At 46.5% G+C, this 26,511-nt stretch carries 15 protein-coding genes; 6 read left to right on the top strand and 9 right to left on the bottom strand.

Annotated features, from left to right (window positions below; all coding sequences use genetic code 11):
• Positions 1-19: 19 nt before the first annotated feature.
• The 3 genes from QUA70_RS19290 (at position 20) to QUA70_RS19280 (ending at position 3,291) form a co-directional block, all read left to right on the top strand.
• The gene (locus QUA70_RS19290) at positions 20-1,429 is read left to right on the top strand and encodes a (Fe-S)-binding protein (protein WP_333328380.1); all 1,410 of its coding nucleotides are present in this window, start codon (positions 20-22) and stop codon (positions 1,427-1,429) included.
• 236 nt (positions 1,430-1,665) lie between these two features.
• Positions 1,666-2,448, top strand: a complete 783-nt coding sequence (locus tag QUA70_RS19285) for a Uma2 family endonuclease (protein WP_333328383.1) — start codon at positions 1,666-1,668, stop codon at positions 2,446-2,448.
• A 126-nt stretch (positions 2,449-2,574) separates the two neighbouring features.
• A complete protein-coding gene (locus QUA70_RS19280) occupies positions 2,575-3,291 on the top strand; it encodes a Uma2 family endonuclease (RefSeq protein ID WP_333328386.1) in 717 nt (238 codons plus the stop codon).
• 113 nt (positions 3,292-3,404) lie between these two features.
• On the opposite strand, the gene QUA70_RS19275 is transcribed toward QUA70_RS19280, so the two are convergent.
• Entirely contained in the window at positions 3,405-5,648 is a 2,244-nt protein-coding gene (locus QUA70_RS19275; RefSeq protein ID WP_333328566.1) for a hypothetical protein, read from the bottom strand.
• Positions 5,649-6,341: 693 nt separating this feature from the next.
• On the opposite strand from QUA70_RS19275, the gene QUA70_RS19270 reads away from it, so the two are divergent.
• Positions 6,342-6,857, top strand: coding sequence for a phycobiliprotein lyase (locus QUA70_RS19270; RefSeq protein WP_333328388.1), 516 nt, complete (start codon positions 6,342-6,344; stop codon positions 6,855-6,857).
• Between the two features lie 25 nt (positions 6,858-6,882).
• Here QUA70_RS19270 and QUA70_RS19265 read toward each other — a convergent pair whose 3' ends face one another.
• From QUA70_RS19265 to QUA70_RS19250, 4 genes are all read right to left on the bottom strand, one after another.
• A complete protein-coding gene (locus QUA70_RS19265; RefSeq protein ID WP_333328391.1) occupies positions 6,883-7,635 on the bottom strand; it encodes a hypothetical protein in 753 nt (250 codons plus the stop codon).
• 27 nt (positions 7,636-7,662) lie between these two features.
• The gene (locus tag QUA70_RS19260) at positions 7,663-10,191 is read right to left on the bottom strand and encodes a DUF3769 domain-containing protein (RefSeq protein ID WP_333328394.1); all 2,529 of its coding nucleotides are present in this window, start codon (positions 10,189-10,191) and stop codon (positions 7,663-7,665) included.
• Between the two features lie 293 nt (positions 10,192-10,484).
• The gene (locus QUA70_RS19255; RefSeq protein ID WP_039887172.1) at positions 10,485-10,601 is read right to left on the bottom strand and encodes a photosystem II reaction center protein I; all 117 of its coding nucleotides are present in this window, start codon (positions 10,599-10,601) and stop codon (positions 10,485-10,487) included.
• A gap of 78 nt (positions 10,602-10,679) precedes the next feature.
• A complete protein-coding gene (locus tag QUA70_RS19250; RefSeq protein WP_333328396.1) occupies positions 10,680-12,659 on the bottom strand; it encodes a hypothetical protein in 1,980 nt (659 codons plus the stop codon).
• A 182-nt stretch (positions 12,660-12,841) separates the two neighbouring features.
• Here QUA70_RS19250 and QUA70_RS19245 point away from each other — a divergent pair, with 182 nt between their 5' ends.
• Positions 12,842-16,561, top strand: coding sequence for an alpha-mannosidase (locus QUA70_RS19245; protein ID WP_333328399.1), 3,720 nt, complete (start codon positions 12,842-12,844; stop codon positions 16,559-16,561).
• 15 nt (positions 16,562-16,576) lie between these two features.
• On the opposite strand, the gene QUA70_RS19240 is transcribed toward QUA70_RS19245, so the two are convergent.
• A complete protein-coding gene (locus tag QUA70_RS19240) occupies positions 16,577-17,164 on the bottom strand; it encodes a cytochrome b (RefSeq protein WP_333328402.1) in 588 nt (195 codons plus the stop codon).
• A 153-nt stretch (positions 17,165-17,317) separates the two neighbouring features.
• On the bottom strand, positions 17,318-17,506 hold the full coding sequence (locus QUA70_RS19235) for a hypothetical protein (RefSeq protein ID WP_333328406.1): 189 nt from the start codon (positions 17,504-17,506) through the stop codon (positions 17,318-17,320).
• 296 nt (positions 17,507-17,802) lie between these two features.
• Here QUA70_RS19235 and QUA70_RS19230 point away from each other — a divergent pair, with 296 nt between their 5' ends.
• Entirely contained in the window at positions 17,803-21,756 is a 3,954-nt protein-coding gene (locus QUA70_RS19230) for a PAS domain S-box protein (protein WP_333349297.1), read from the top strand.
• Positions 21,757-22,093: 337 nt separating this feature from the next.
• On the opposite strand, the gene QUA70_RS19225 is transcribed toward QUA70_RS19230, so the two are convergent.
• Positions 22,094-25,369 carry a tetratricopeptide repeat protein gene (locus QUA70_RS19225; RefSeq protein WP_333349295.1) on the bottom strand — a complete coding sequence of 1,092 codons (3,276 nt, stop codon included), beginning with the start codon at positions 25,367-25,369 and terminating at the stop codon, positions 22,094-22,096.
• 198 nt (positions 25,370-25,567) lie between these two features.
• On the bottom strand, positions 25,568-26,239 hold the full coding sequence (locus QUA70_RS19220) for a glycosyltransferase (RefSeq protein ID WP_333349293.1): 672 nt from the start codon (positions 26,237-26,239) through the stop codon (positions 25,568-25,570).
• Between the last annotated feature and the right edge of the window lie 272 nt (positions 26,240-26,511).

Raw genomic sequence — 26,511 nt, 5'->3', positions numbered from 1 at the left:
CTTCTTCTTTCTTCCATATATGCAAACTTCAGAAAAATCTCAAGTTCCCAGCGACGAGTTAAAACCTGCTAAAGAAAGCAATTTTCTAGCACAAAATCCCCATTTACAAACTCCCGAACTACAGGGCTTTGATGCTAATAATCCGCCGAATCCCCTATTAATCGATACTTGCGTGCACTGCGGCTTTTGCTTATCAACTTGTCCGAGTTATCGCGTACTCGGCAAAGAAATGGATTCGCCTAGAGGCCGCATTTATTTAATGGATGCAATTAACGAAGGCGACGCACCTTTAAACGAAGCAACCTCACAGCATTTCGATACTTGTTTGGGATGTTTAGCGTGCGTAACAGCTTGCCCTTCTGGAGTTCAATACGACAAATTAATTTCCGCAACACGCCACCAAGTTACTAGAAATCAGGAACGCACTTTTTCCGACAATGTAATTCGTACTCTGATTTTTAATCTCTTCCCTTATCCTCACAGATTGCGGCCTTTGCTTGTACCGCTGTTTATTTATCAAAAATTAGGACTGCCAAAACTTGTCCGCAAAACAGGTTTGCTGAAAAAAGTATTTCCCCGCTTGGCGGCGATGGAATCAATTTTGCCGAAAGTTACTGTCGATTCTTTCCGGGATAATTTACCAGAGGTAATTCCGGCAATAGGTGAAAAACGCTATCGAGTCGGCGTGATTTTAGGCTGCGTGCAGCGGCTGTTATTTTCGCCTGTTAATGAGGCTACTGTGCGTGTTTTGACGGCTAACGGTTGCGAGGTTGTGGTTCCCAAAAGTCAGGGATGCTGTGCTGCTTTGCCGGAACACCAAGGCCAAGCGGAACAGGCAAAAGCTTTGGCGAGACAAATGATTGATAGCTTTGAAAATACGCGTGTTGATTTTGTGATTATCAACGCTGCTGGGTGCGGTCACACTTTGAAAGAATACGGTCATATTTTAGCAGATGACCCGCAATATCGGGAGAAAGCTGAAAAATTTGCTGCTAATGTGAAGGACGTGCAAGAGTTTTTGGCAAGTGCGGGAATTACGGCGAAACTCAATCCTTTGATTGACGGAGATTTGACAATTGTGTATCAGGATGCTTGTCATTTGTTGCACGGCCAAAAGATTAGTTTGCAGCCGCGTCAGTTGCTGCAACAAATTCCGGGGGTGAAGTTGAAAGAACCTGTGGATGCGGCTTTGTGCTGCGGGAGTGCGGGGGTTTACAATATGCTTCAGCCGGAGGTTGCTGATGAATTGGGAGTGCAAAAGGTGGAAAATTTGCTGAATACTGGGGCGGAGTTGATTGCTTCTTCTAATCCGGGTTGTTCTTTGCAAATTAAGAAGCATTTGGAGTTGCAGGGAAAGGAAGTTACTTTGATGCACCCAATTGAGCTTTTGGATTATTCGATTCGCGGGGTGAAGTTGCTGAGGAAGTAGTTTTGTAGGGCGGGCGGTGTCCGCCCTGCTTTTGATGCTGAGTGAGATGTTTTTTAATGAACCGCAGAGGGCGCAGAGGGCGCAGAGTTCGAGAATAGAGAGATAAAAGAGAAGGAGGAATAGGCTTTTGTATTGAGAAGTCGTGAAGCGTAGCTATCCCGTAGGGAATCGCACTTCTGACTACTTCCCAAACTGCTAAAATTAAATTCAACAGTCTTTGACCCCGGACAACTGTTATGGTAACTCAAATCCCATCCCCTCCTCAGCAAGAAGTTATTTACCCCGACAGCGACGGCTTACCAATGGCAAATAATACTGACCAATTTCGCTGGATTCTCGTCATCGAACAAAATTTAGAATGGATGTATGCTAATGACGAGAATGTATTCGTAGCGGGTGATTTGTTTTGGTATCCAATCGAGGGAAGACCGAATATTGTTAACGCGCCCGACGTGATGGTTGCGTTCGGCACACCGAAAGGGAGACGCGGTTCTTACCAGCAGTGGAATGAGTCAGGAATTGCACCGCAAGTTGTGTTTGAAATTCTATCTCCTGGCCACACGCAGGATGAAATGGACAAGAAATTGCTATTTTACGATCGCCACGGAGTTGAAGAATATTACATTTACAATCCTAGCAATAACCAACTGCGAGGCTGGCTGCGGGGACAAGATGGGTTAGATGCGATCGCACTAATGGAAAATTGGGCGAGTCCTCGATTGGGAATTCGCTTCGATTTATCGGGCGATCAATTGCAAATTTATCGACCGGATGGAACGAGGTTTTTCTCCTACGTTGAGATTTGTCAACTGTTAGAGGAAGAACGCCAGCGGGCCGAACTTGCAGAAACCGTTTTAGCAGAAGAACGTCAGCGGGCCGAACTTGCAGAAACCGTTTTAGCAGAAGAACGTCAGCGGGCCGAACTTGCAGAAACCGTTTTAGAAGAGGAACGACGCCGATCGCAGATTTTGATGGAACGGTTGCGAGAAATGGGCATTAACCCAGATGAATTAAGTTAAAAATTTGGGTATTTTGGGTTGGATGAAAAAGTTCGTGAAGCGTAGCTATCCCGTAGGGAATCGCACTTCTCACCCTTCCCACAAGCTAAAATTAAATTAAACAGTCCCTAACCCCGGACAACAGTTATGGTAACTCAACTCAAGTCTCCTCAAAAACCTGATGTAATTTACCCCGACAGCGACGGCAAACCAATGTCTGACAATACCAAACAATTTCGCTGGATACTCATCATCCAACAAAATTTAGCGTGGCTATTTGCCGATGACCCGAATGTATTTGTCGCGGGGGATTTGCTGTGGTATCCCGTCGAAGGAGATAACAAGATTCGCGTCGGCCCGGATGTGATGGTAGTCTTCGGCAGACCGAAAGGAGATAGGGGTTCTTACAAGCAGTGGGAAGAAGAAAATATCGCGCCGCAAGTAGTGTTTGAAATTCTTTCTCCCGGTAACAGGCTAACAGAAATGAATAAAAAACAGGTATTTTACGATCGCCACGGCGTAGAGGAATATTACCTGTACGACCCGGAACGCAACGATTTTAGTGGTTGGATGCGTTCACAGGGGCGTTTGGACGTAATTGATGCGATCGAAAATTGGGTCAGTCCCCGACTAGGAATTCGCTTTGATTTGTCGGGTGAAGAGTTGCAAATTTATCGCCCTGACGGGGAACCGTTTGCAAGTTATGAGGAGGTTTCTCGCAGCTTGGAACAAGCCGAACAGCGGGCAGAACAAGCCGAACAGCGGGCAGAACAAGAACGAGTGCGGGCAGAACAAGCCGAACAGCGGGCTGCTGTCCTAGCAGAAAGACTGCGATCGATGGGAATTGACCCGGAACAATTGTAAACTAGACGGGGGAAAAGAGCGATCGCACTTTTAAATTTTAGCAAAAGTGCGATCGGCATAATAACTAATAACTAATGACTAATGACTAATGACTAATGACTGCTCACTAATGACTATTTCCCCTCTTCTAACCTCAAAAAATGCACCTGTCCCGAAGCTTCCGCCACTACGATTGTCACCCCATCAGGTGCAATAGCGCCAGCTTTTAAAGCACTATCTCCCCTGAAACTAGCAATTACTTCTCGATTTAACAAATCCCAAACTTTGAGAGTATTATCGTCCGAAACAGAAATTGCCTTTGTTCCCATAGTCGCCACAGATGTTACCGCATCAGCATGACCTGCCAAAGTAAAAACTTCTTTTCTACTTGACAAATCCCAAACTTTCAACTTGTGTTCCCGCCCGCCAGAAATCGCCCATTTGCCATCCGCCGTAACTGCCACAGCATTCACAAAACTCTCATGACCTTTGAGAGTAAAAAGTAGATTTTTGACGGCTAAATTCCATAAATATGCCAAAATATTCTTTTCTTTTCCCAAACTCCAAATTTTCAGATTTTTGTCGCCGGAAGCCGAAATAATTCGCTTGCTGTCGGGAGTAACTGCCACAGATTTTACCCCGTCATCATGACCTGAAAAAGTAAAAAGTTCCTCTCCTGTTTCTAGATTCCAAACTTTAATAGTTTTGTCTCCAGAACCGGAAATCGCCATCGTTCCGTCTGCCGTCACTGCCACAGAATTTACCCAGTCTGTATGACCAGTAAAAGTAAAGATTTCCTTTCCGGTTTCTAGATTCCAAACTTTCACAGTTTTGTCGCCGGAACCCGAAACTACTCGCTTGCTATCCGGTGTGATTGCGATCGCTTTTACCCAATCTTTATGACCGGGAATAGTAAAAATTTCCTGTCCGTTTTTGAGATTCCAGACTTTAATGCTGTTGTCTCCTGAACCGGAAATCGCTTTCGTACCGTCCGCCGTCACTGCTACAGCATTTACCCAGTCAGCATGACTTGCAAATAATAAATTTTCTTTGCCTCTTTCTAAGTGCCAAACTTTGAGAGTTTTGTCAGAGGAACCAGAAACTATCCGCTGGCCGTCGGGGGTAACAGCCACAGCATTCACTGGGGCGATGTGATTGGTAAAAGTGAAAAGTTCTTCTTTTGTTTCCAGATTCCAAACTTTCAGCGTTTTGTCGCCGGAAGCCGAAATTACCCGTTTGCCGTCGGGACTGACTGCCACAGCTTGAACGAAACTGCCGTGTTTTCCTAAAGTGAAAAGTTGCTTTCTTTCTGACAAACTCCAGACTTGAACAGTTCCGTCGTAACTGCCGGAAATTATGTGTTCGCCGTCGGGAGTAACTGCTACACTTTTTACCCAGTCTTCATGACCCGTGAGAGTAAAAAGTTCTTTTCCGGTTTCTATGTTCCAGACTTTAATGCTATTGTCGCCTGACCCAGAAATCAACCCTTTGCTATCAGGAGTTATTGCTACGGACTGCACAAAACTGCTGTGACCTTTGAAGTTAAAAATTACTTCCCTGCTTGTCAAATCCCAAACTTTAATACTGCCATCCCAAGAACCTGAAATTACTCGCTTGCCGTCGGGAGTTACTGCTACTGCTTCTACGGCAAAAGTATCGCCTGCAAAGGTAAATCTTTCTGTCCCAGTTTCTATATCCCAAATTTTAATGGTATTGTCCCAAGAACCGGAAATTACTTTAGTACCATCGGGGGTGACAGCTACAGCATTGACGTAGGTAAGATGACCTTTGAGGGTGGAAAGTTCTTCTCCTGTTTCTAAGTGCCAAATTTTGAGATTGTGGTCGGAGGACGCAGAAATTGCCCGCTTGCCGTCGGGGGTGATTGCTACAGCTTGTACCCAATCTGTATGGCCGGTGAGGGTGCGTAGCAATCTCCCGCCAGGAGGGGTAAAACTGGCAGTTATCGGTCGCAGCCACGGTTTTTTTTGTTGTTTTGCTTGTGTTAACAGTGCTTGAATTTCTGGACTTTCAAAGCACATCAATCGGGCTATTAGTTGGGTAGCTAGTTGGGTTTTATCTGTGGCTAGAATGTGGGCCGACAGCCGAATTGCTTCTTGGATTAATTTGAGTTGGTCGGCTTTTTGATCGGAGATAATAATATCGGAACTTGTTGCTAAATCGTAATCTTCTATTAGCGCCTGTACTCCCGATGCGGACAGCTTGGCTTCAATAAAATTGTAATCTGTTAGTAAGCTGTATAATTTTTCTGAGTCAGAAGTCGCTGCTAGCTGACTTGGCAGGATTCCCAGGTAGTGCGTCTGTTCTGCGGGCTGCATTTTATCCAGCCCTTGTGTAAACTCGGTCATAAATTTACGGATGTGTTTTTTAAATGTATACGATCGCTAGCTGCACCTACTGGAAATCCGAGCGAGAATTTTTTCTCTTGACTTAGCATGACATATTTGAATGCTATGTGCTACGGGCTTGCTGTCCTCGGTTTAGTGAGGGTTCGATGAATTGCTGGTTTTTTAGTCGCAGTCTGCTTTGAGAATTTTCAAGCAGTGCGATTACAATAAATTCCCGCAAATATAATTCAACTCAGCAACGCCCAATTTACCGAGCAATCTACAAAAGCTTACATATATCGTTGTTTTTCTTAACATAGCTGGTATTTTGGCGACGAGAGTCGATCGATCAACACTGTCAAAGCTAATAATTTTTAGGTATCGCAATCCTATTTAAAGTGCGAAAAAGACTTTTTATAACGAAATATGATGGCGGATGCTCTAATTTTCTGTCAAGTCGGCCGCATCAGCAAGGCAGATGTCCCCCTGGTTGGGTTTCGTACCTCAACGGCATCTGCAATCTGTTTCACCCAAAGCTCTCAGAAAGCTTTGCAGGTGCGCCCCCTTCCTCTAAAATATAGAAAAGGACTTGCACTCTTAAACCGGGTTTCTAGACAAAATCATTGGTTTGACCGCTAGGTACGCAGGAAGAAACCGGGTTTCTGACTCCATAGCGCGCAAGTCACGATCGCAAATAAAGCAGTATTGAGTTTAGAGACAAATTTCATGGATGTTATTGAGTTTTTCGAGTTAAGTGCAGGCAAATGGTTTTCCCAGCGTACCGTACACAATCTCAATTCTGGGGAATTGCAGGCCGGTAAATCTGACCTCAAAATAGAAATACTGACAGCTAGCGATGCAGCAGTCGTCAAACTTTGCCAACAACACTCGATTAACCCGGCTTCAACTGGGCTAAAGGGCGTTCGGATTAGTTGGGACGGTATTCCCGATCGCGACAAAGCTAAACAAATCGGTTCTACAATATTAGCGATCGTACCAAATCCCGGCAATCCCAGCGAAGGCCAAGTGTTGCAAGACAAGGGTAATAGCCGCTACGTGATGGGCGACGACGTACTGACATTGATTACAGAATCAGACACCCTCCATGCAGAAGAAAGGCTGTGGTATCTCATGCCTAACTTGCGACTGCGGACTAGCGTTGTTAAGCAAGCTAACGGTACTGAACAAGCATCTTTTTGTTCGGAAATTCGGATGGGAGGCACTCCTAAAAGTGAAGAGTGACAAATAACTATCTAGTTCTCAAAGTTTACACCCTATTTCTGCTTTCTCCCTTCTTTCTTCTGCCTTCTCTGGCAATCGCTTTTAACTTGGTATGAAAATCAGTGTGTTTGACAACTGGGAATGATTTGGCCACAGGTTTGTCCGCTAATTTGTGCTCAGTTTCGGCTCGATCGGCGAGGGCGGTAACAGCCACATCTTCATATACTACAAATTCTGTATTTTCTTTTGTGCGATCGTCGGCGGGCAATTTTCCTGTTTCCTGGGCTTCTGTGTTCGGTACTTCTGCATCTGGTGTGCGATCGAGCGGCGGTTCGGACGGCTCAACCAAATCTAACTCTGCGACAGTTACTTCCGATTCCTGGTTCGATAAAAGTATATCTTCCGGTGGTAGTTGAGCAGCACTTTCTCCGGTTAAATTTTGAGGAAAATTATTGCATACCAAGCGTTCAAACTCGCGATTGAAATGATAAAGAGGTTGACCTATCCGATGCCACATACTCAATAGCTGTCCCACAGAAACAGCCTTGTAGCGGCCTTGGTAAAGCGCTTCAACCACTGCTAAACGCAGCCAATAGCCGGGATATTTGGTCAGCCATTCACCCGCCAATTTCTCGGCTTTTTTGCCACCTAGGTCAAAACCGTAGTGAACCAGCAGAGCCGCTGCTTGTGCAGATATTGCCGTCACTTCTGTCATTTGTTGTCTGTTGACTGTTGACTGTTGTCTGTTGACTGTTGACTGCTTTCTGTTGGTTCCAAATTCCCAATGACCAATTCCCAATGACCAATTCCCAATTAGACAATTGAATTAATCGGATAAACGCACGCCTCCTTCTACAGTTCGCGCGTCCCCGGAAAAAGGTTGGGGAGTCCCATTCCAATTGAAGTCGCTAACTCTAAAAGTCAGGCTGCCGACTTGACGCTCAGGATTAAAACGCAAAATAATTGCGTAGCTGCGGCGACTGTATTCTAAAGTGTAATTCGTACTGATTGCTTCCCCGCTTTCTAAATTAATAGCACTTTGAAATCCAACTCGAAAGCCTCCGTAAACTTGCTGGACAAGCCCAAAAGACAGGACTCTCAAATCTACTAAGCGATCGAATAAAAACGGCGATATACCGTCCCGGCCCACCTGGGTATAAGTCAGGTTAAACCCAGTGTAATCGAGGAAAGGGCGGGAGAAATGACCGAACTGCCCTTGAATGCCGACGCTGCCGGCGATCGAATTTTGTCGATCGCCACTGCTGTAAGAAGTGCCAACTCCCCGGACTCCCAAGGCCAGTTGCAAGAAAGGAACCACCGGCGTCCGCGTATACCTCAAACCCTGGGTGGGAGTGCGGGGCAGCGGTTCGCCCTCCCACAGGTTGAAGCCGCGACTCAAGGCAAAGCTGAGTTGGGAACGCCCCAGATCGATGCGGTTGTTTTCCCGCACTGGTTCGAGCAAGTCTGCTCGATCGGTGTCAGCATTGATAAATTGATACCCAGCTTGGTAGCTGAGATTGATACCAGTGCTTCCGAGTGGGATGACTGGGGAAGTGAGGACTGCCCCCAGGCTACTCTGCACGGTTTGATAGCCCAGAGAACCGTTAAACAGTCGATCGCGATAACTGTATTCTGCTGCCAGAGTGTGAGTGCCGATCAACTGTCGCAGGCGCAAATTGCCCCGAAAGCTGTCTTCCGGCAAGTTCGGGAAATCTTCAAAACTCAGAAATATTGCCGATCCGTCGAGCCTGGTGCGCGGGCCCAGACTAGCCCCCAACCTCGCTTTCAGCCCGTAGCTATCGGGAGAAAACGGATTACCGCCGTTCTTTGCCACGATCCGCTGCAGGTAAATTTGGGGCGTCAGGGTCAGCCGCACTGGCCCGTTTTGCAACACCTCAAAACCGCACTCGGCATACAAACCGCCTCTTTCGCCCCCGTCGTAGCCAAAGGTCAAACACGGGCCGTTTTGCTGCCGGCTGTCAAACACTTGCCTGCGGGGATACACGGGTATTTTCACGCGGTTGTCGAACACCAAGCGGGGTTTAGTTGTGACCAATTCCTCAGCCGTGGGCGAAATCCTTCTAATCGTCGCCGTCCGGGCCCTGTATTCAAATTCCGGCGGGGAAAACGGGTCGTTAGTAAGCCGAATGTTGGTTGCTACCCTCGCGCCGTCTGGCAGCAGTTCGATGCGTTCTGCTTCAAAGCGGATGCGGTTGACGGCGCCGACCACTTGGGGGGCCGCTAGCTGTCCGCCGCCGCCGAGAGTGACTGTTGCAGCGCCGGGGGATTTGACTCCGCGCAGGGGCTGCTGGCTGGTAATTCGATCGCTCAGGGGCTGTTCCAGAATCGTCCCAGCACTGATATCTGTAGGCAGTGTGGGGGTCAATTCGCTACCTGCTGCGGGCAGGAATATTTCCCCCCTGGCTTGTTCGACTGCGCCGCTGTTGAGGCCGAGATTGAACTCCATCCGCTGGCCGCGCACTACTTGTTGGCCGCGGGTATAGGCGACATTGCCGGATGCTACCACTTGGCGGGTGACTAAGTTGACGATCGCTCGATCGGCATCAATCACAGTTTGCCGGAACCGCACGACGACATTACCAACCGCCGTCACAATTTGCTGCTTGTCGTCAAATTCTTGGCTGTCGGCCTTAACTTCAATAGTATCGGCCGGACTCACCGGAAACGGAACCGTCCGCCCAGAAGGTGCGGTGCGGACTCCCGGCGTGGCTGGTTTAGGCTTCGGTGTCGGCGCAGGGGGCGTACTGGGTGCGGGGGCCGTGCCTGGTGTGGGAATGTCCAACTGCTGTTGCCCGCTTGGTGCTGGTTCTGGCGCGGGTTCTGGGACGGGAATCTCCGCAGGTTCGGGAGAGTTATCTTCTAACTGCCGGCCTTGGGCCTGATACCAACTTTCCTGCTTTCCGACAAGATTTCTCTGCTGTTGTTTCTGCGCCTCTGCGGTTCGTTTTCGATTGCGAATGGCAACGGCATTTTCTACCGAACCTAATTGGTAAGCCGTAAACGAGGAATCTTTCGGAGTTTCCGCTGTTTCGGGTTCTCCCACAGAAGGCCGACGCTGAAATCCCACCACTGCGTCGCCGCTTTCCACTGCTGCTAGGGGGTCGGCGATTTCTGGAGGCTGGTCGGTGGCTGGCGTAGTGCCGAGGAGTGTGGCTGCTGGTTCTGCTGGGGCTGGTGTGGGTTCTGGCTGAACGATATCTGGGCTTGGTTCCGGTATTTCTGCGGGGTTGCTGCGGGTGTCTCCATCGCCGGTCGCGACAGTGAGAGCGACTTTTTTGGGCTTTGCGATGTAGATGATGCCAGGGGGTTCTGGCGGCGGTACCGGATAGGGCATAGTTACAATAGGTAAGTCATCCGATTTTAGATTTTAGATTTTAGATTTTATAGGGTGCAAATTATTGAAAATTTTGCATCTAATAAGGCAACTGTTTAAACATTCATCTGATATCTAAAATTTGCAGTGGCTTTGGCGCGCCGAAACCTGGCTGCTTTCAGAACTTGCTTTCGCCACAACATAACCTCGCTGCTGGTGCGAGGTCAAGTATTGTTCAACTAATTTTTGCGGGTTTGTCGGCTGTTGCAGGGGCTGCGGTGACGCGCCCCCAGCAAGCGGCCGGGATAGCTTGTTTATTCCATGTCTCTGCGGTTGGGGTTCCGGGCTGGGTCATTGGACAAAAATCCAAATATGAACAGGGAAACAAAAAATAAAACAACTACATTAACTACGATTTTGAGGGTTAGCACTGTGGGAGTCTCCAAAGATGGCATAATACTGAGCTGATTTGCTGCTGTTGCAGCAACTTTTTTATCATAAGCTAAAGATTAGTCAATTTTATCTTTGCTTTTGAGGATTTTTGGCAAGTTGATTTTTGCCCAATTCCAGAGTTGCTCGGCGATGTTTTCTAGCCGCAGCATAACTCGATCGAGCCATTCGAGCACTTGTTCTAGGGGGTGCTTAATATATCCCATCGATTCGGCTTTTGTTTCTAAGTAGTCGCCCTCGGGTTGGACGCCTGCGCTGGGATTTTTGGGCTCGGCTGCGGCGGGGGTTGCGGCCGTGTATCTGCTAGTTTGGGCGGTGATTGCTGCTGGGGATTGGTTGTTTTGTGCGGTGTTCGGGTTTGTGTTTTTTGGCACTTGGGTTTCCTGTGCACGCCCTGGGGTTGATTCTGCTGCGAGTGCAGAGCTATTTTTTTGAGTAACTGCTAAATCAGATGCTGTTTGGGGTTGACTTGTTGGGCTTTTTGTCAGCAAGCTCTGTTTTAGCTGCCCCAGCAGGCGGTGAAGTGCTTCGGGGTACGGGGATATTGAGACTGCGGTCGATCGACCTTCTGACAATTCTCCTAATTCTGCAATTTCTTGCTTGACTTTTGGACTAGCTTGTGCTGCATGGGTTTGAGCTGCTGCCTGGGGTTCGGAACTGTCGTCGATTAAATGCTGTGGTGCTGGTTCCCCAAATAAGTCTTGCCAGTTCAGCCACGGTCGATCGACCTCTGGGCTTATTTGCGTGTTTTCTTTTTCTTGTCGCTGTTTCAAATAATACTGAATGGCAACTGATTTCTCAGTATTATCACTGGCTGCCGTTTCTTTGCCCAGAAGGTGATCTACTGACGACCAAATAATTCCCTCGATGTTTCGAGCGTATTTTTCGAGGATTTCGCGGGCGGAAAAATCTACATTGGCTTCTGTGCCGGATGTATTAATTTTTACTCCGGGGGCTTCTGTGGGTGCGGCGATTGTTTTTGCCGATGGCGGCAGGGTTAATTCCTCAATGTTGACGGCGGCGCGATCGAGTAATGTAACAAAGGAGAGAGGATTAGCGGGTCGATCGAACTTGCTGTTAAAATTAGTTTCTAGTTTTGGGGTATTGGGGTCGATCGAATTCGATGGCGCAATTGACTGCAGTGCGGTTTTTGCTTCGATTTGGGCGCGGGCTTTTTGGACTAGGATGGCATTGCGGTCGATGGATTTTTTAACTGCGAGGATTGATTCTCCAAACTGATTTCTTTTCAGAGCAACCGGACTCGTCTGAAGCCATGCCATCAATTCCCAAAAACGACGCATCGGCGGCAACTGCGCTTTTTTCGCCGCTGACTCCAAACCGAGATTAAATTTTAATTCTTTTTGGGTAATTTCCCGTTGTTCGGGTCCGCAGTTTGCTACTTCCCAAGTTATGCGACCTTCCAGCATTTCCTGCTGTTCGGGTGTCAAAATATCTAATATCTGATTTTCTTTTCCGACCAATACTAAAGTGCGGGCTGGGATAAAACTGGCAATTCCCTCCACTTTCGGTTGCGGTTTTAATTGAGTTTTAGCAAGTGGGTGTTCTAAGACGGAAGTGGTTTGATGCTTGGTGATTTGTCCCTTAAAAGTGATTGCCGGAGGTAAATCGTTACCAGTATTTCCCTGATTATTAATTAACAGCGGGAAGCTGGCTAAAGTTTTCGCAGTTTGCGACGAGTTTAGTAAATTTTCGGCTAGGTGCAAAATTTCGGCTATCGAACTTTCCTCGGAAATTTCCCCCTGATACCAATTTTGTGGCAAATCGGGATTTTCGTCGCCCCCAAATTCTTGCAGTTCCGGTAAATCTACTTTTTGACTTGATTCCCGCAACTGTCGGCCTAGCAGTCGGGAACTTTGCACCAGCAAATAAGCTGGATAAAGCAGAATTTGGGTGGCGGTGAGAGTTGCTTCTTTAATTTGACGCCAAGTTCGATCGCAATTGTCAGCGACTTGGCGGGACTGTTTCGATATAAAATTTAATAGCCGGCTTTGGTATGGGCCGTAGTAACCGTTAGACATAAGTTTTATTCTTGAATTCAGATTTTTGATTCGCGCCGGAATTGCTGAATATTGCTGTAAAATCAAAGCGAGATCTTAATCGCAGCTTCAAACCCTCTGAAACCTCTATTTCTTAGCGTCCTTTGCGTCTTCGCGGTTCAATCCGATCTTTGATTCCTACACAAATCCTATTTTAGCGAAATATGAGCGCTTCTGTGTCACCTGCTAGCAACAATATTTCTGAAGTTGTAGAAAAGTTGCGCCGCCTCAGCCAAGTGGAGGTTCAGTCTGGTTGGAGGTACTGCGATTCTGACTCTGCTGTTTCTTCAGTAAATATTTGTAACAGCCCTGTTGCTGAACTTAACAGCAAAGGACATATTGCTTGGCCGTCGGGGAAACAAGTTTTGTATTTGGGCCAGCAATTTGTAATTCCTGACAATTTGCACGGCTATCCTGTGGTTGGTTTGCGGTTGCTGCTGGGTTTGACTTGGTGGGCAGAAGATGCTCAAATTTTTGTGAACGGCGAGTTAGTCGGACAGGGAGATTTATTTGATTTTGCCGATCGAGTTTTGTTGAGTTCGTCGGCAAATCCCGGAGATGAATTTTTAGTTATTTTGCGGTTGGTAAGTCCGGGTCACGATAACGGTGCTTTAGTGCGATCGATTTGTTTGTACGAAGCTGCTGACTCTTCTTGTTTCGATCCGGGTTTTGTTGCTGCCGAATTAGAGATTTTGCAAAATTCGCTAACTCACAATTTAGAAAATTTAAATTCCCAATACCTCTCCACCGAAACAATAGCAAATCGCCCCGGGTTTGTCAAGGGGGAAACGCTGAAATCTGAGATTGATTTGGCGATGGGTTTGATTGATTGGTCGGCGGTGTGCGATCGCGAAAAGTTCGATCGCTCGCTGTCTGTTTTGCGGCACAATTTACTGGGATCTCTGCGGGCTTTTTCGGGGGATTTAGATGAGGGAACCGCAGAGGGCGCAGAGAGCACAGAGGGAGGAAGAAGGGATGAGGTTTTTGAGGGTGGAGAAAATACCGATGCTACATCTATATATATAGGAGAAAGTGGCGATCGGACATCTTTTTCGGGGGAGTTGGATGAGGGAACCGCAGAGGGCGCAGAGAGCACAGAGGGAGGAAGAAGGGATGAGGTTTTTGAGGTTGGAGAAAATAGCAATGCTACATCTATATATATAGGAGAAAGTGGTGAACTGACATCTATATATACAGGTAAAATCTATTTGGTCGGTCACGCTCATTTAGACTTAGCTTGGCTGTGGCCTGTCCCGGAAACTTGGGAAGCGGCAAAGCGAACTTTTGAGTCGGTATTGAAATTACAATTGGAGTTTCCCGATTTGATTTTCTGCCATTCAACTCCGGCGCTTTATGCTTGGATGGAAGAACATCGGCCGGACTTATTTGCTGCGATTAAAAAACAGGTGGTGGCGGGTTGCTGGGAAGTTGTCGGCGGGATGTGGGTAGAACCGGATTTAAACTTGATTTCCGCTGAATCAATGGTGCGGCAAGTTTTTTACGGACAGCGTTACGCAAAAGAAAAATTTGGAGAATTGATGCGGGTAGCTTGGCTACCGGATACTTTCGGTTTTGGGTGGCAATTACCTCAGATTTTGCGGCAAGGTGGAGTTGATTATTTTGTGACGCAAAAGTTGCGCTGGAACGATACAACGGAATTTCCCCACGGTGCATTTTGGTGGGAAGGGTTGGACGGTACTAAAATATTTAGTATGATGTCTCCTCCAATTGGCGAAAGTATAGAATCTGTGAAAATGGCAAGTTATGCTTTTGACTGGGAAGCTAAAACTAATTTGCAAGATGCTCTTTGGTTGCCTGGGGTTGGCGACCACGGCGGCGGCCCGACTCGTGATATGTTGGAGGTGGCGAAACGCTGGAAAATGTCGCCTTTTTTCCCGAGGTTGGAGTTTGCGAAAGCGGTTGATTATTTGTCTTTGATTGAGAGTCATTTTTTGCCGGAAGTTGGGGAAAGTTCCTCTGAAAGCGATGTTCCAGACTCGGAGAATCAGGAGAATTTGCGGCCGCGAGAATTGTCAAAATTGTCGGCAATTTCGGATGCAAATCCTCCCATCTCAGAACTCAAAACTATTCCCCGCACTCTCCCGATTTGGAAAGACGAACTTTACTTAGAATTCCACCGGGGCTGCTACACGACTCGCGCCGACCAAAAACGCCAAAACCGCCGCTGCGAAGAATTGCTCTACCAAGCCGAGTTGCTGTCTTCGCTGGCAACGATTTGTGCTGGTGCGGTTTATCCGAAGTCCGAATTAGAATCTGCTTGGAAACAAATTTTGTTTAACCAGTTTCATGATATTTTGCCCGGTTCTGCGATCGCCCAAGTTTACGCGGATGCTAATATAGCCTTTGCCGAGGTCGATCGCACTTGTCGCGAAATCTTGCTACAATCTTTGGATGCAATCTCGGCTCAAATTTCTCTGCCGCATCCTCCGCAGTCCGACGCTCAACCGATTTTGATTTTCAATACTCTCAATTGGTCGCGCTCTGAGGTTGTGGCTGTACCGCTTCCCGATTCCGCTGATTCAGCTTGGCAAATTTACGATTTTTCCCGACGGCGACTGGTGTCGCAAATTGTCAGGCGCGATCGACCGCAATCGCAATCTACACTGTTATTTTGGGCCAATAATATCCCCGCCGTTGGCTACCAGGTGTTTTGGCTGTGTCGCGAAGACGCTCAAACTGTTGATAATGCGTCTGCGAGTCCAGAAACCGAAAAAAAGACAGAGTTATCAAAACTTACATACGGTATAGCACAAAAAAACACAGTTAGTCAAGAAACGCCTTTTGCAGCCGCACAAATGGTTCTAGAAAATGAATTTATTCGGGCAACAGTAGACGACAAAACTGGCAATTTATCCAGCATTTGGGATAAAGTAAATAACCGAGAAGTCCTGAATGCAGCAGGCGGCAATCAACTGCAAGCATTTCAAGACAGTGGCCAATATTGGGATGCTTGGAATATCGATCCAAATTATGAAAAACATCAATTACCCGCGCCGACACTCAAAGATATTTTTTGGGTAGAGGAGGGAGAAATACGGCAGAGTTTGCGCGTAGTCCGACAAATTGGCAAATCGGAGTTTTGCCAAGATTATATAGTAGAAATAGGTTCGCCGGTGCTGAAAATCAAGACTGTTGCAGATTGGCAAGAAACTCACGTTTTAGTAAAAGCAGCCTTTGGGTTAAATGTAGAAGCAGATTTTGCAACTTGCGAAATTCCCGGCGGTGCGATCGATCGCACAACCAAGCCGCAAACACCCGCCCAAAAAGCCAAATGGGAAGTGCCGATTTTGCGCTGGACGGATATGAGCAATGACAATTTTGGAGTGAGTTTGCTCAATGATTGCAAATACGGTTGCGACCTTCAGCCGAATCAAATTCGGCTGACATTGCTTCGGGGTTCAACTTGGCCCGATGAACAAGCAGATGTAGGAGTTTCCGAATTTACTTGTGCCGTCTATCCCCACGCTGGAAATTGGCAAGAAGCCGGCACAGTTCGGCGCGGCTACGAGTTGAATTTGCCGCTGCTAGTAAAGGTGTTGCCACAGTTAGGAGAAAATCGAAACAAGAATTTATCCGCAGTTGGCAAGTTATTGGATTTGTCCGCCGAAAATTTAGTGTTGATGGCGTTTAAACAGTCGGAAGAGGATTCTAATGTGTGGATTTTGCGGTGTTGCGAGTGTCACGGTGAAGAGGCGAAGTTGGAATTAAAGAGCGATTTGGGTTTGGCGATTAGTCAGCCTGTCGATTTATTAGAACAACCCATAAATTTGCCCCAGAAGTCAGACGATGGGAGAAATTTCAGAATATCACCCTGGAAAATAGCTAGTTTTGCAGTAAATTTATCAATACCAATGGAGATATAGTACCTCATCGCAAATTTATCCCACATTTTGAGCCTTTGCGAACTTAGTGCGAACAAAATTTGCCAACCTACGCCAATTAGCTCTCACAACTTTCTTCTGATCTAAAATATGCAAAATTACGAACGCTAAAAATGTGTACGCCAGCCAAAAATGCAAACTCCTTCCCACCTCAACCAGTGCGGAATTCTGCGGAAACATATCCGGCAAAAGAATTCCGAAAAATTTCACATTGTTACTTTTGTAAGAGTTAGAAAGTAAGAAACCCGCAACCGGAACTAGCCACATAAAAACGTACAAAGTTGCGTGCAGAGCAAAATTTTTGTACCATTCCTTCGTAAACTTTGGCAGGCGTTTCGTATATTTTTTCCACCATACGCGCAGCAGAGTTAAAATCCGCCAAGTCAGCAAAGCCATTGTCAGCACTCCTACGGATTTGTGAAAATCGTAAAGGGGGCCTCGAATAAACAATTCTCCCGGCAATCGAGCCATAGACGTACCGGTAATAAACAACACTAAATAGCAAGCTGACATCACCCAGTGTAAGGACATCAGTTGTTTGAACGCAGAATTAAGTCTGGGTTTCGCAGCGGGTTGGGTAGTCACTGTTTCTTACCTCCTTAGCGTTTGCTGGACAAGATTAAGTATAAACTCTAGGACTAAAGCCCGTGACCGATTGTGCATCATAAGATTTACTTAACTTAATTATTGCAAATATTTATTAAGCTGTCAAATTAACTATATTCACGATCGTCATTCCTAACACAAAACGATCGTACTTGGGTCGATCGCCCCCCCAGCAGTTTTCAGGTCAAGTATCCCCACAACCACCGCAAAAGCTGACCCAACAATTGCCACCGCCGCCCGGTTCATCCGCAGCCCGGGCAAATATCCCAAACCAAATCCCAAGTAGGTCACTCCCAATACTAAATATTTGAGTGTTATCATATATACTTAAAATCAGGGATAATCGGTTTTTTCCATTGTCTAGGATGCTAAAAGTACAGACCGGGTAATTGCAGCTAAACCTGCTGGCATTGCAACTAGCGGGAAATATCGCCGGCAGAGGGTCTACCAACTACAAACAAACACAGTGGTTGCATTGGAAAGCGAAAAACAGGGTGCTGGACAAGTTGTAATTTTGTTACAACTTGTAACTTTTTTCAAACAACAGGTTTAATTTAGTTTCACAAGAAAGTTAAATTCCAGAAAGTAAAATTAATTACAGTCGAGTTAAGCTAAAAGTGTTTGCTAAAAAAAGTCATTCAAGCAACCCAGAAACCAACAATTCTTACTTAACCGGCACGGAGGACGAGCTCGCGGCAGCAAAACTTTCGTGCAGCAAAAACGTCCAACAGGATTGGTATCGAACTCTCTACGACAATTTTCCTGGCATTTACTTCGTCCTTGATGCTTTGGGAAGAGTTTTTTCGCTCAATCAATTCGGCGAGTCTCGCCTTGCCTACAAATCGCAGGAATTAATTTCTCATTCAATTTTTAACATATTTTCCTGCCAATATCAAGGAAAAATGCAAAGTGAATTTGCCGGATTGGCACAGCAGGAAAACGGTAAGCAAACTCTAACAGTTGCCTGTTGGGAAGGCTGCTTGACTTGCAAAGACGGCAGGATTATTAGGGTAAAAGCAACCGCGCGCGCAATGCCGGCGGTAGATTGGAAAATAGAGGAAAATACCAATGGTCGCTCACTTGCCAATTTTCAACGGCCGGCGGTACTGTTAGTTTGCGAAGAAATTAATGCTGCTTCGCAGTCACCCATGCCGCCCAAACAGAGAGAAAATGGGCGTAGCCCAACTTTGGCGATCGCAAAATTAGCCCAAAGTCAACTTAAAGAACGCAACAATCTAGAAAAATTCATCCGCGAAGTAACAGAAACCGCTGTCAGTATTGTCAACTGCGATCGAGCCAGTATTTGGCTATACGGCGAAGACAAAACTCAGCTTCACTGCATCGACCTTTACGAACAAAATACTAAACTCCATTCCGTACAAATAATCATCACCGCCTCCGACTGTCCGGCATATTTTCAAGCTTTAAAATCTGCAAGTGTGATCGCAACTGGGGCCGCAGAAAATGACCCCAGAACACGAGAACTTGTAGGTCTTTATTTGGTCTATCAGCGCACGACTTCCCTTTTAAATGTACCGATTGTGGTGGCAGGTCAAATGGCGGGAATAGTCAGCGCCGAACGCCAGGGTTCCGACGGTGATTGGACGGAAGAAGAACACGAATTTACCCAAATATTAGCAGATTTTGTATCCTCAAGTTTGTCAGCTAGCGAAAAATTAAAATTAGAAGCAATACGGCATGAACAGCAGCAAAACTTGCTGACCCAATACTACGATCAACTAGAGGAAAGAGTAGAAAGACGCACTGCTGAACTCAAAAAAGCCAACCAAAAATTGCAACAAGAAATAATTAAAAGAAAACAAGCAGAAGCAGAACTACGCCTCCAGCAACAAGAACAGCAAATTATTTTTGATTCCGTGCCGGCGATGATTTGGCTCAAAGATACCGAAAGTCGCCTGCTGCGAATTAATCAAGCCGCCGCTGCATCGAGAGGTTTGCCTGCAGCTCAATTAGAAGGTAAATCTTTTTATGAAATCTATCCAGACGAAGCAGAGCAATATTATTTAGAAGATTTGGAAGTAATCCATTCTGGCCTTCCCAAACAGGGGCAAGTCGAATTGCTACCAACAGTTTCGGGTCAAAAATGCTGGGTGCGGACAGATAAAATACCTTACCGCGATGAAACAGGTAAAGTCGCTGGTGTAATCGTGTTTGCAGTAGATATTACTGATTTAATTAGAGTCGAAAAAGAACTGCGAGAATATCGCGATCGCCTCGCAGAAAAAGTCGAAAAACGCACTGCTATGTACAGGCAAGCCATGACCGCTTTGTACTCCGCAAATACGCAACTGCAACAGCTAATTAACAACAGCTACTCCTCGGGCGAAAATGGCAGCAGCCAGTCAGCAGCGCGCTTGCTCGAATGCGAAGCTTATTTTGAAGCAGTTGCCGTGGCTGACCGCGACACAATTTTGAGCGTCAGCAGCAATTTTGCCGAACTTTTCGGTTACGAACCTGCGGAAATGGTGGGAATGAGCTTGCTGGAACTACTCTCGCCGAAATCATACAAACAGGCGCCGCAAATGATTTCTGCTGCCAGCAATACAGTCTGTGAAACTATTTTTCTTAAGCGAGATGGAACTGCTTTCCCCGCTGACGTTCGCAGCAAATTCGTATTTTGGGAAGGTCGTTTAGTCCAGGTGAAAGCAGTCCGAGACCTCACGGAACGCAAATTGACCGCAGCAGAATTAGAGCGATCGCGCTCTTTGCTGCACGCTACCTTAGAAGCAACTGCCGACGGCATTCTCGCGGTTACTACCGCCGGAGAACTGATTAGTTATAACGAAAAGTTAGTTCAAATGTGGGGAATTTATGAAGAAGTTAGAAACTCAATGGATAGAACGGTGCGGCTGGCATTTCTGACTAAGCAAGTTAAAGATCCGAGGGCTTTTTTGCAGAGAGTTAAAAAATTTTATAGCGATGCAGAGTCGGAAGGTTGCGATATTCTAGAATTTAAAGACGGCCGCACTTTTGAGCGCTACACGCAGCCGATTCGAGTCGGACAAAATATTATTGGCAGGGTGTGGCGCTTCCGCGATATTACCTCTCGCGAAAAGGTGACGGCAATGTTGGGAGATTCTCAAAGGCGCTTTCGGGCAATTTTTGATTCTTCTTTCCAATTTGTGAGCTTGTTGAAACCGGACGGCACTCTGCTGGAAGCTAACCAAACTTCTCTGGATTTCGCGGGAATTAAGCTACGGGATGTGGCAAATAAACCGTTTTGGCTGTTGCCTTGGTGGGGAGATTCTGAGGAAGTTCAGGAACAGTTGCAAGAGGCGATTTCTCGATCGGCACAAGGTGAATTTGTCCGCTATGAAGTGGAAGTTCGAGGTATAAATCGGACGGCAACTGTTGATTTTTCTCTCAAACCGGTCGCGGATGAAACTGGCAAAATAGTATTGCTGCTGCCGGAAGGTCGGGACATTACTAAAAGTAAGCAAGCCCAAGTCGCGCTGCGACAACAAATAGAACGGGAACGCCTGATCGGGCAGATTCAATCGCGCATCCGTTCTTCTCTGGATCTCCAAGATATTCTCAACACTACAGTAGCGGAAGTGCGGGAGTTTTTGGCAACCGATCGCGTGCTGGTTTTCCGCTTCCGACCCGACTGGAACGGAAATGTGGTGGTGGAGTCAGTTGGAGAAGGATGGATGCCACTGAAGGGGATGGCAATTGATGATTGCTGTTTTGCCACTACTTACATCGGACAGTATTTAAAGGGCCGCATTCGCGCCATAGAGGATATTCATGCTTCTAATTTGAGCGAGTGTCACCTTAATTTTTTGGAGGCGTGTCAGGTGAAGGCAAATTTGGTGGTGCCGATTGTCCAGCAGGGAATAGAACCGAGGGAAGGTAACGGTTCTTGTCAAGTGCCGAAGTTGTGGGGTTTGCTGATTGCCCACCACTGTTCGGCACCCCGCCAGTGGCAGCAGTTTGACGTGGATTTGCTGAGTCAGTTGGGTACTCAAGTGGCGATCGCGATCGAACAATCTTTACTTTACCAGCAGCTAGCTGCTGCCAACCAGCGACTGGACGGGTTGGCGAATTTGGACAGTCTGACTCAACTAGCTAACCGCCGCCGGTTTGACGAGGTGATCAACCGGGAATGGGAGCAGTCGAGCTCTTCGGAACCGCTATCTTTGATTATGTGCGACATTGACTGTTTTAAACTTTACAACGACAATTACGGCCACCAAGCCGGGGATGCTTGTTTGCAGCAAGTGGCGCGGGCGATCGGGGATGCTTGCACGAACGCACCCGCAGAACGCCTCTATTTGGCTGCTAGGTACGGCGGCGAGGAATTTGGGGTAATTTTGCCAAATACGGATATCGTGGCTGCACAGGCTGTTGCTGAGGGAATCCGCAGCCGCGTCAAAGCCTTAGCAATTCCCCACATTAAGTCTGTTGTCAGCGATTGCGTGACTCTCAGCATGGGAGTTGCGACGATTTCTGAAGGTCAAAACTCGCCGAAAATGCTGATTGAAGCTGCGGATAAGGCGCTTTATGGAGCTAAGTCGGGCGGGCGCGATCGAGTGGCTATTAGTGATTAGTCAGTAGTCAGGTTATTTTAGATTTTAGATTTTAGATTTTAGATTTGGGAATGACTGATAAAGCTGGTCGTTTAGAGCTTGTCTACAGTTGCATTCTTTTTTCAAACTGGCACCACAAAAAAAGCGATCGCCCTAACTGGCATAAAGTTAGTGCGATCGCGGTACTATGAATCAGCTATTTATCTATCAGACTCGGCGCGGAATTTTTACGTATTTCCACGAAGATTGTTACAAGACTTCACGGAAAGAGGGGAAGAGTGAGAGATGCGGAAATTTTTCCTTCTAATGACAACTGACAATTGATAACAGTCAACCGTCAACAGTCAACAGTCAACAGTCAACCGTCAACTGACAAAAGTTTTTGAAACACCTCATACATATCCTCAGCCAACTTTTTAGGATTCCACAAAGGTGCGAGATTTTCTGGCTGCTTAGATTTTATTAAATGCTCTTTCACCGCATTTCTGAAACCAGCATCGCGACCAAACTTAACTCCCCACTGCGTGTATTCCTCCCAAGTCCACGCCGCACCAACATCAAGATTTGCACTTTTCAGAAAAGCGTAACCCATGCGCGAAAGATATTGGTCGCCGGATCGAGTTACCACTGGCAAATTCGCCCACAAAGCCTCTAAATTGTGAGTCCCCCCGTTGTAAGGATAGGAATCTAAAAGCACATCGGCTACATAATAAATAGCGCGGTGTTCTTCTTCACTTCTGGTTTGCCCTATAAACTTAATCCGACCAAAATCTACTCCCTGAATTTCACATTCTTCGCGGTAAGTGCTGTGAATAATATCGGGGTCGCCTTGACCTTTGCGGATTAACAAACTATCTGGTACTTCCTTAAGGATTTTAACTTGAGCTCGTACCATTTCGGGATTTGTTTTTCTCCCTGGCGCAACGCACAGATAAGTCATTTGATCCAAGCCAATTCCGAGAGCATTTCTAATCGCTTCTCGATTCACAGGAATGCTTTGCAGTGCGCCAATTGCTACCGAACAAACAGGCAATCTTACTAACTGTTCTAAGTAATTTTTTTCCACACCAGGGGGATGCGTGTGTTCATCACACAGAAAGTAGTGATTATCTGAAATGTAGGGCGCGTCAAATCCTAGCCAAGACACGCAAATTCCCGCAGGATATTGGTATAAAACTTCGACATTTGTTGGGACTGTCATAGAGTCTAAGTCTATCAAAACATCCAAGTTGTCTTGCGCTACTTCGGCGAAAATTTCACCGCCATCAGCAAAGCCGTTTGGATATTTTTTAGGCCAGTAAAACTTGCCCGCCATGTCTTCAAACCGCTGCGTAACTTCATCTCGGTTGAGTTTCCCGGTGACGTAAAGGTGAACGTGGGGGGTGATGTGGCTTAATTCGCGAATTAAAGCTTCGCTGCACCAGCCTACTGAGTGGCGGCGGAAGTGTTTGGAAAGGAAGCCGATTTTTAAATGACGCTGTTCTTTTGTTTGGTAATGGGCTAGGTTGCTTCTGTTAAGTTGCTGGCGCTGCGGGACGGCTTTTTGGTAGTATTGTTTGGCAATGAGTCTGTAGAAACTGGCATTTTTTTCGCGATTGTCTCGCAGGTGAGAAACTGCAAACAGGAAGATTTCGTAGAGAAGTTTTAGTTCGATTACGCTAAAAGTTTCGATCTTTTCGTAGCAGAGGCTTTCGATTTCTTCTAGTTTCTGAATTGCCTGTTTGCTGACACCTGATTGCAGGTAGGAAAAGACGTAGGCTGTAGCTGACATGATTGGGGCATTTTCGCCGCAGTTTTCGCAGTATTTGTCGGCTACGCTACGGGCCCCGGCGAGGTTGGTGGAATGACTTAGCAAGTCGCACAATTGTTGGTAGGCTTCGCTAAATTTGGGGTTGCATTGGAGCGCCTTTTCAAAATTGGCGATCGCCTCCAACGGCTTATCTTGTTTCTGAATGTGTCCCATGCGGCAGTAAACCTCTGCCCAATCCGGTTTTAATGCCAGGGCTTGCTGATAGCTGGCTAAAGCTTCTTCCAGCCGCCCCTGCATGGAAAAACAACTGCCGAGGTTAGCGTGAACTTCCGGCCAGTCGGGCTTGATTTTCAGAGTATTGCGGTAATTAGTAATTGCTTCGTCGTACTTGTTTTGCTGTAAAAAAGAATTGGCTATATTGAAGTGCAAAACTTCTAATTGTGGCTTTAAAGCTACAGCTTTCTGATAGTAAGCGATGGCGGCGTCGAGATTGCCTTGTTGCGATCGCGCACTGCCGATGTTACCGTAAGCTTCTGCCCAATCTGGTTTAATGGCGATCGCTTGTTCGTAGCTTTCGATGGCTTCCTCGCGCTTTCCTTGGCTGAAAAGTCGATTACCTAGGTTAAAGTGGAAGTCTGCACCGACTAGCTGCGGGTTGAGTTCGGATGTTCTTTTAAAACAGGCGATCGCAGCTTCGATGTTGCCGTGTTGCTGATATACTTTCCCTAAATTCCAGTGAGCTCCCGCTAAATCGGGGCGGAGGGCAATGGCTTGCTGGTAATGGGCGATCGCTTCTTCCAAACGCCCCATTTTGAAATACATACTGCCGATATTGGCCCGCACTTCCGCAAAATTTGGCTGCAATTCTAGGGCTTGAGAATACGATCGAATCGCAGCTTCAGTTTTGCCTCCTGCTTGCAAGGCATTGCCTAAAGTTACGTAAGCGTAAATGAAATCTGGTCTAATTTTTATCGCTTGCTGACACGCTGCGATCGCCTCTTTAATTTTACCTTGACCTAAAAAGTTTTCGGCGAGTTTTTTGTACTGTTCTACTTCTTGAAAATTGGCAACTTGTCCGCTATCTGGAACATTGAGCGAGGTAACTTGTTCGGAAACTTCGGCGGGGTTTGTAAAGGGAGTATTTAAAGTCTCAGTGGTGGGCGCTGGCGGCAAATTGATGCTCGAAGGCTGCAAGCCGTAGCCTTCATCTTTGTTGACAGATACTGGTTGCGATTCCCCTGATTCTGTTTCTAATTCGATAAAGTTGCTGTCAGTAGTTTCCCGCTCTTTTTGTGCGATCAAACTCGATAGTTTCTCAGCCGCGCTGGCATCTCCAGGTTGCTGTTGCAGCACCTTTTGATAGCAAGTAATTGCTGAATCTAACTTTCCTTGCTCCTGTAAAACGCTGCCCAGCATCATATTAACCGAAGACAATTCAGGATTAAGCGCCAGAGCTTTTTGGTAATAATTTGCCGCCTGTTCCAATTGCCCTAACTTGTAATACATACTGCCCAAATTCGCGCTGGCTTCAGCAAATTTGGGCTGAATTCCTAAAGCTTGCAAGTAAGCTTCAATTGCCATTTCCAGCTGGCCTTGACTCTGCAAAGCATTGCCTATTGTTAAGTAAGCAGGAGCAAAATTGGGTTGAAATTTAAGAGCGACATTGCAAGAGGCGATCGCCTTTTCAAATTCTCCTTGCAAAACATAAACTTCCGCCAACTTTTTATGAACTTCTGCATCTCCTGGATTAAACTCTAAAGCTTTCTGATAGTTCTCGATTGCGCCACCGAGATCACCTCGATCTTTCAGCCAATTTCCCTTTTGAAAATAATCTCTCACTGCCTCTAAACCTACTAAAGAATTCCCGATCATTTGCTCTGCCACTCTTACAGGTTTTACACTAATAATATTCAACCATTCTACCCACTTTCGGGATCGCACAGACCAAGTACACCCTTGATTTATATATTCTACCTGCTGTCTCAGATGATTTTCAGCAGTTGCGCCCCCCGCACCCGCGCCCTCATTTAAAACTCCGACTAGGGCCTCTAAAAACCGCCTTGTATATCCCTCCCAATCTGGTTAGCCCGCACGCTTCCAATTAGTTATCGATGCAAAATTTTCCACCCCTGACATTGAAACTAGACGGGCAAATCCAGCAGTTGTTTCCGGCAAAGCTGCCAATTCACTCGTCACAATCCGGCAACCGCTAGCCATCGCCTCCATCACGGCAATAGATGAGGTTTCTAAATAGGTATTCGGGTAAGCTAAAACCGCGACTGAACGCAGTTGCCGGACGAGTTCGGGTTGCGGTACGGAACCGACGTACTCAACGCCTTCTGTTTCCTGACACTGGCGGTAAAGTTGACCGAAAAAAAGCTTGTTATCATTGTCGTCTATTTGGTGTACTTTCATGCTTGAAAATACTTTTAATGTGGTTCCGGGGACAGCTTGACGAATTTCGGGAAAGACTTTTAACAAAATATCTAGTCCGCGAAATGGAGTGCTGGTGTAAGCTAGAACGGGCGGTCGAGATTTATGAGAGAGGATAGGAATATTATCGGCGAAAATATTAGCAAAACAAGGTGCGATCGCATTTCTTAAAACACAACTGCGATTAAAGTCAATCCCAAAGCGCCTGTGAAATTGCTCGCGCTGCCAGTCGCTAACAAATACAAAGGCCTCGCAAGCATTGATTTCTCCCTGATTATTGAAATCTTGGAGGAATACAAAGCCCGGTTCGTTATGAATCACAAAATTAACTTAGTTCGATGCCCCAAAAGCGGCTTAACTTCCAGCGCTTTGCCGACTATATTAACTATAACTTAAAAATCGAGCGATCGCAGCAATTCTAAATTAGATTTGTCCCCCACCCTGCGCCTACAATCAACGCGGCGCGACATCCCAGACTCGGAAGTATTGTTGAGCAAAAATACCTCATTTCCCTGTCAGGGTAAGCGCATCTCAAAGTCTATTGACAACAGGGTCTTGAGGCATCATCATGTGGAAATAAACAACCAGCCAGA

Source organism: Microcoleus sp. LAD1_D5, assembly GCF_036702115.1.
Classification (GTDB): domain Bacteria; phylum Cyanobacteriota; class Cyanobacteriia; order Cyanobacteriales; family Microcoleaceae; genus Microcoleus.
Note: the sequence above shows the minus strand (reverse complement) of the source record. Positions and strands in the feature narration are given on the sequence as shown.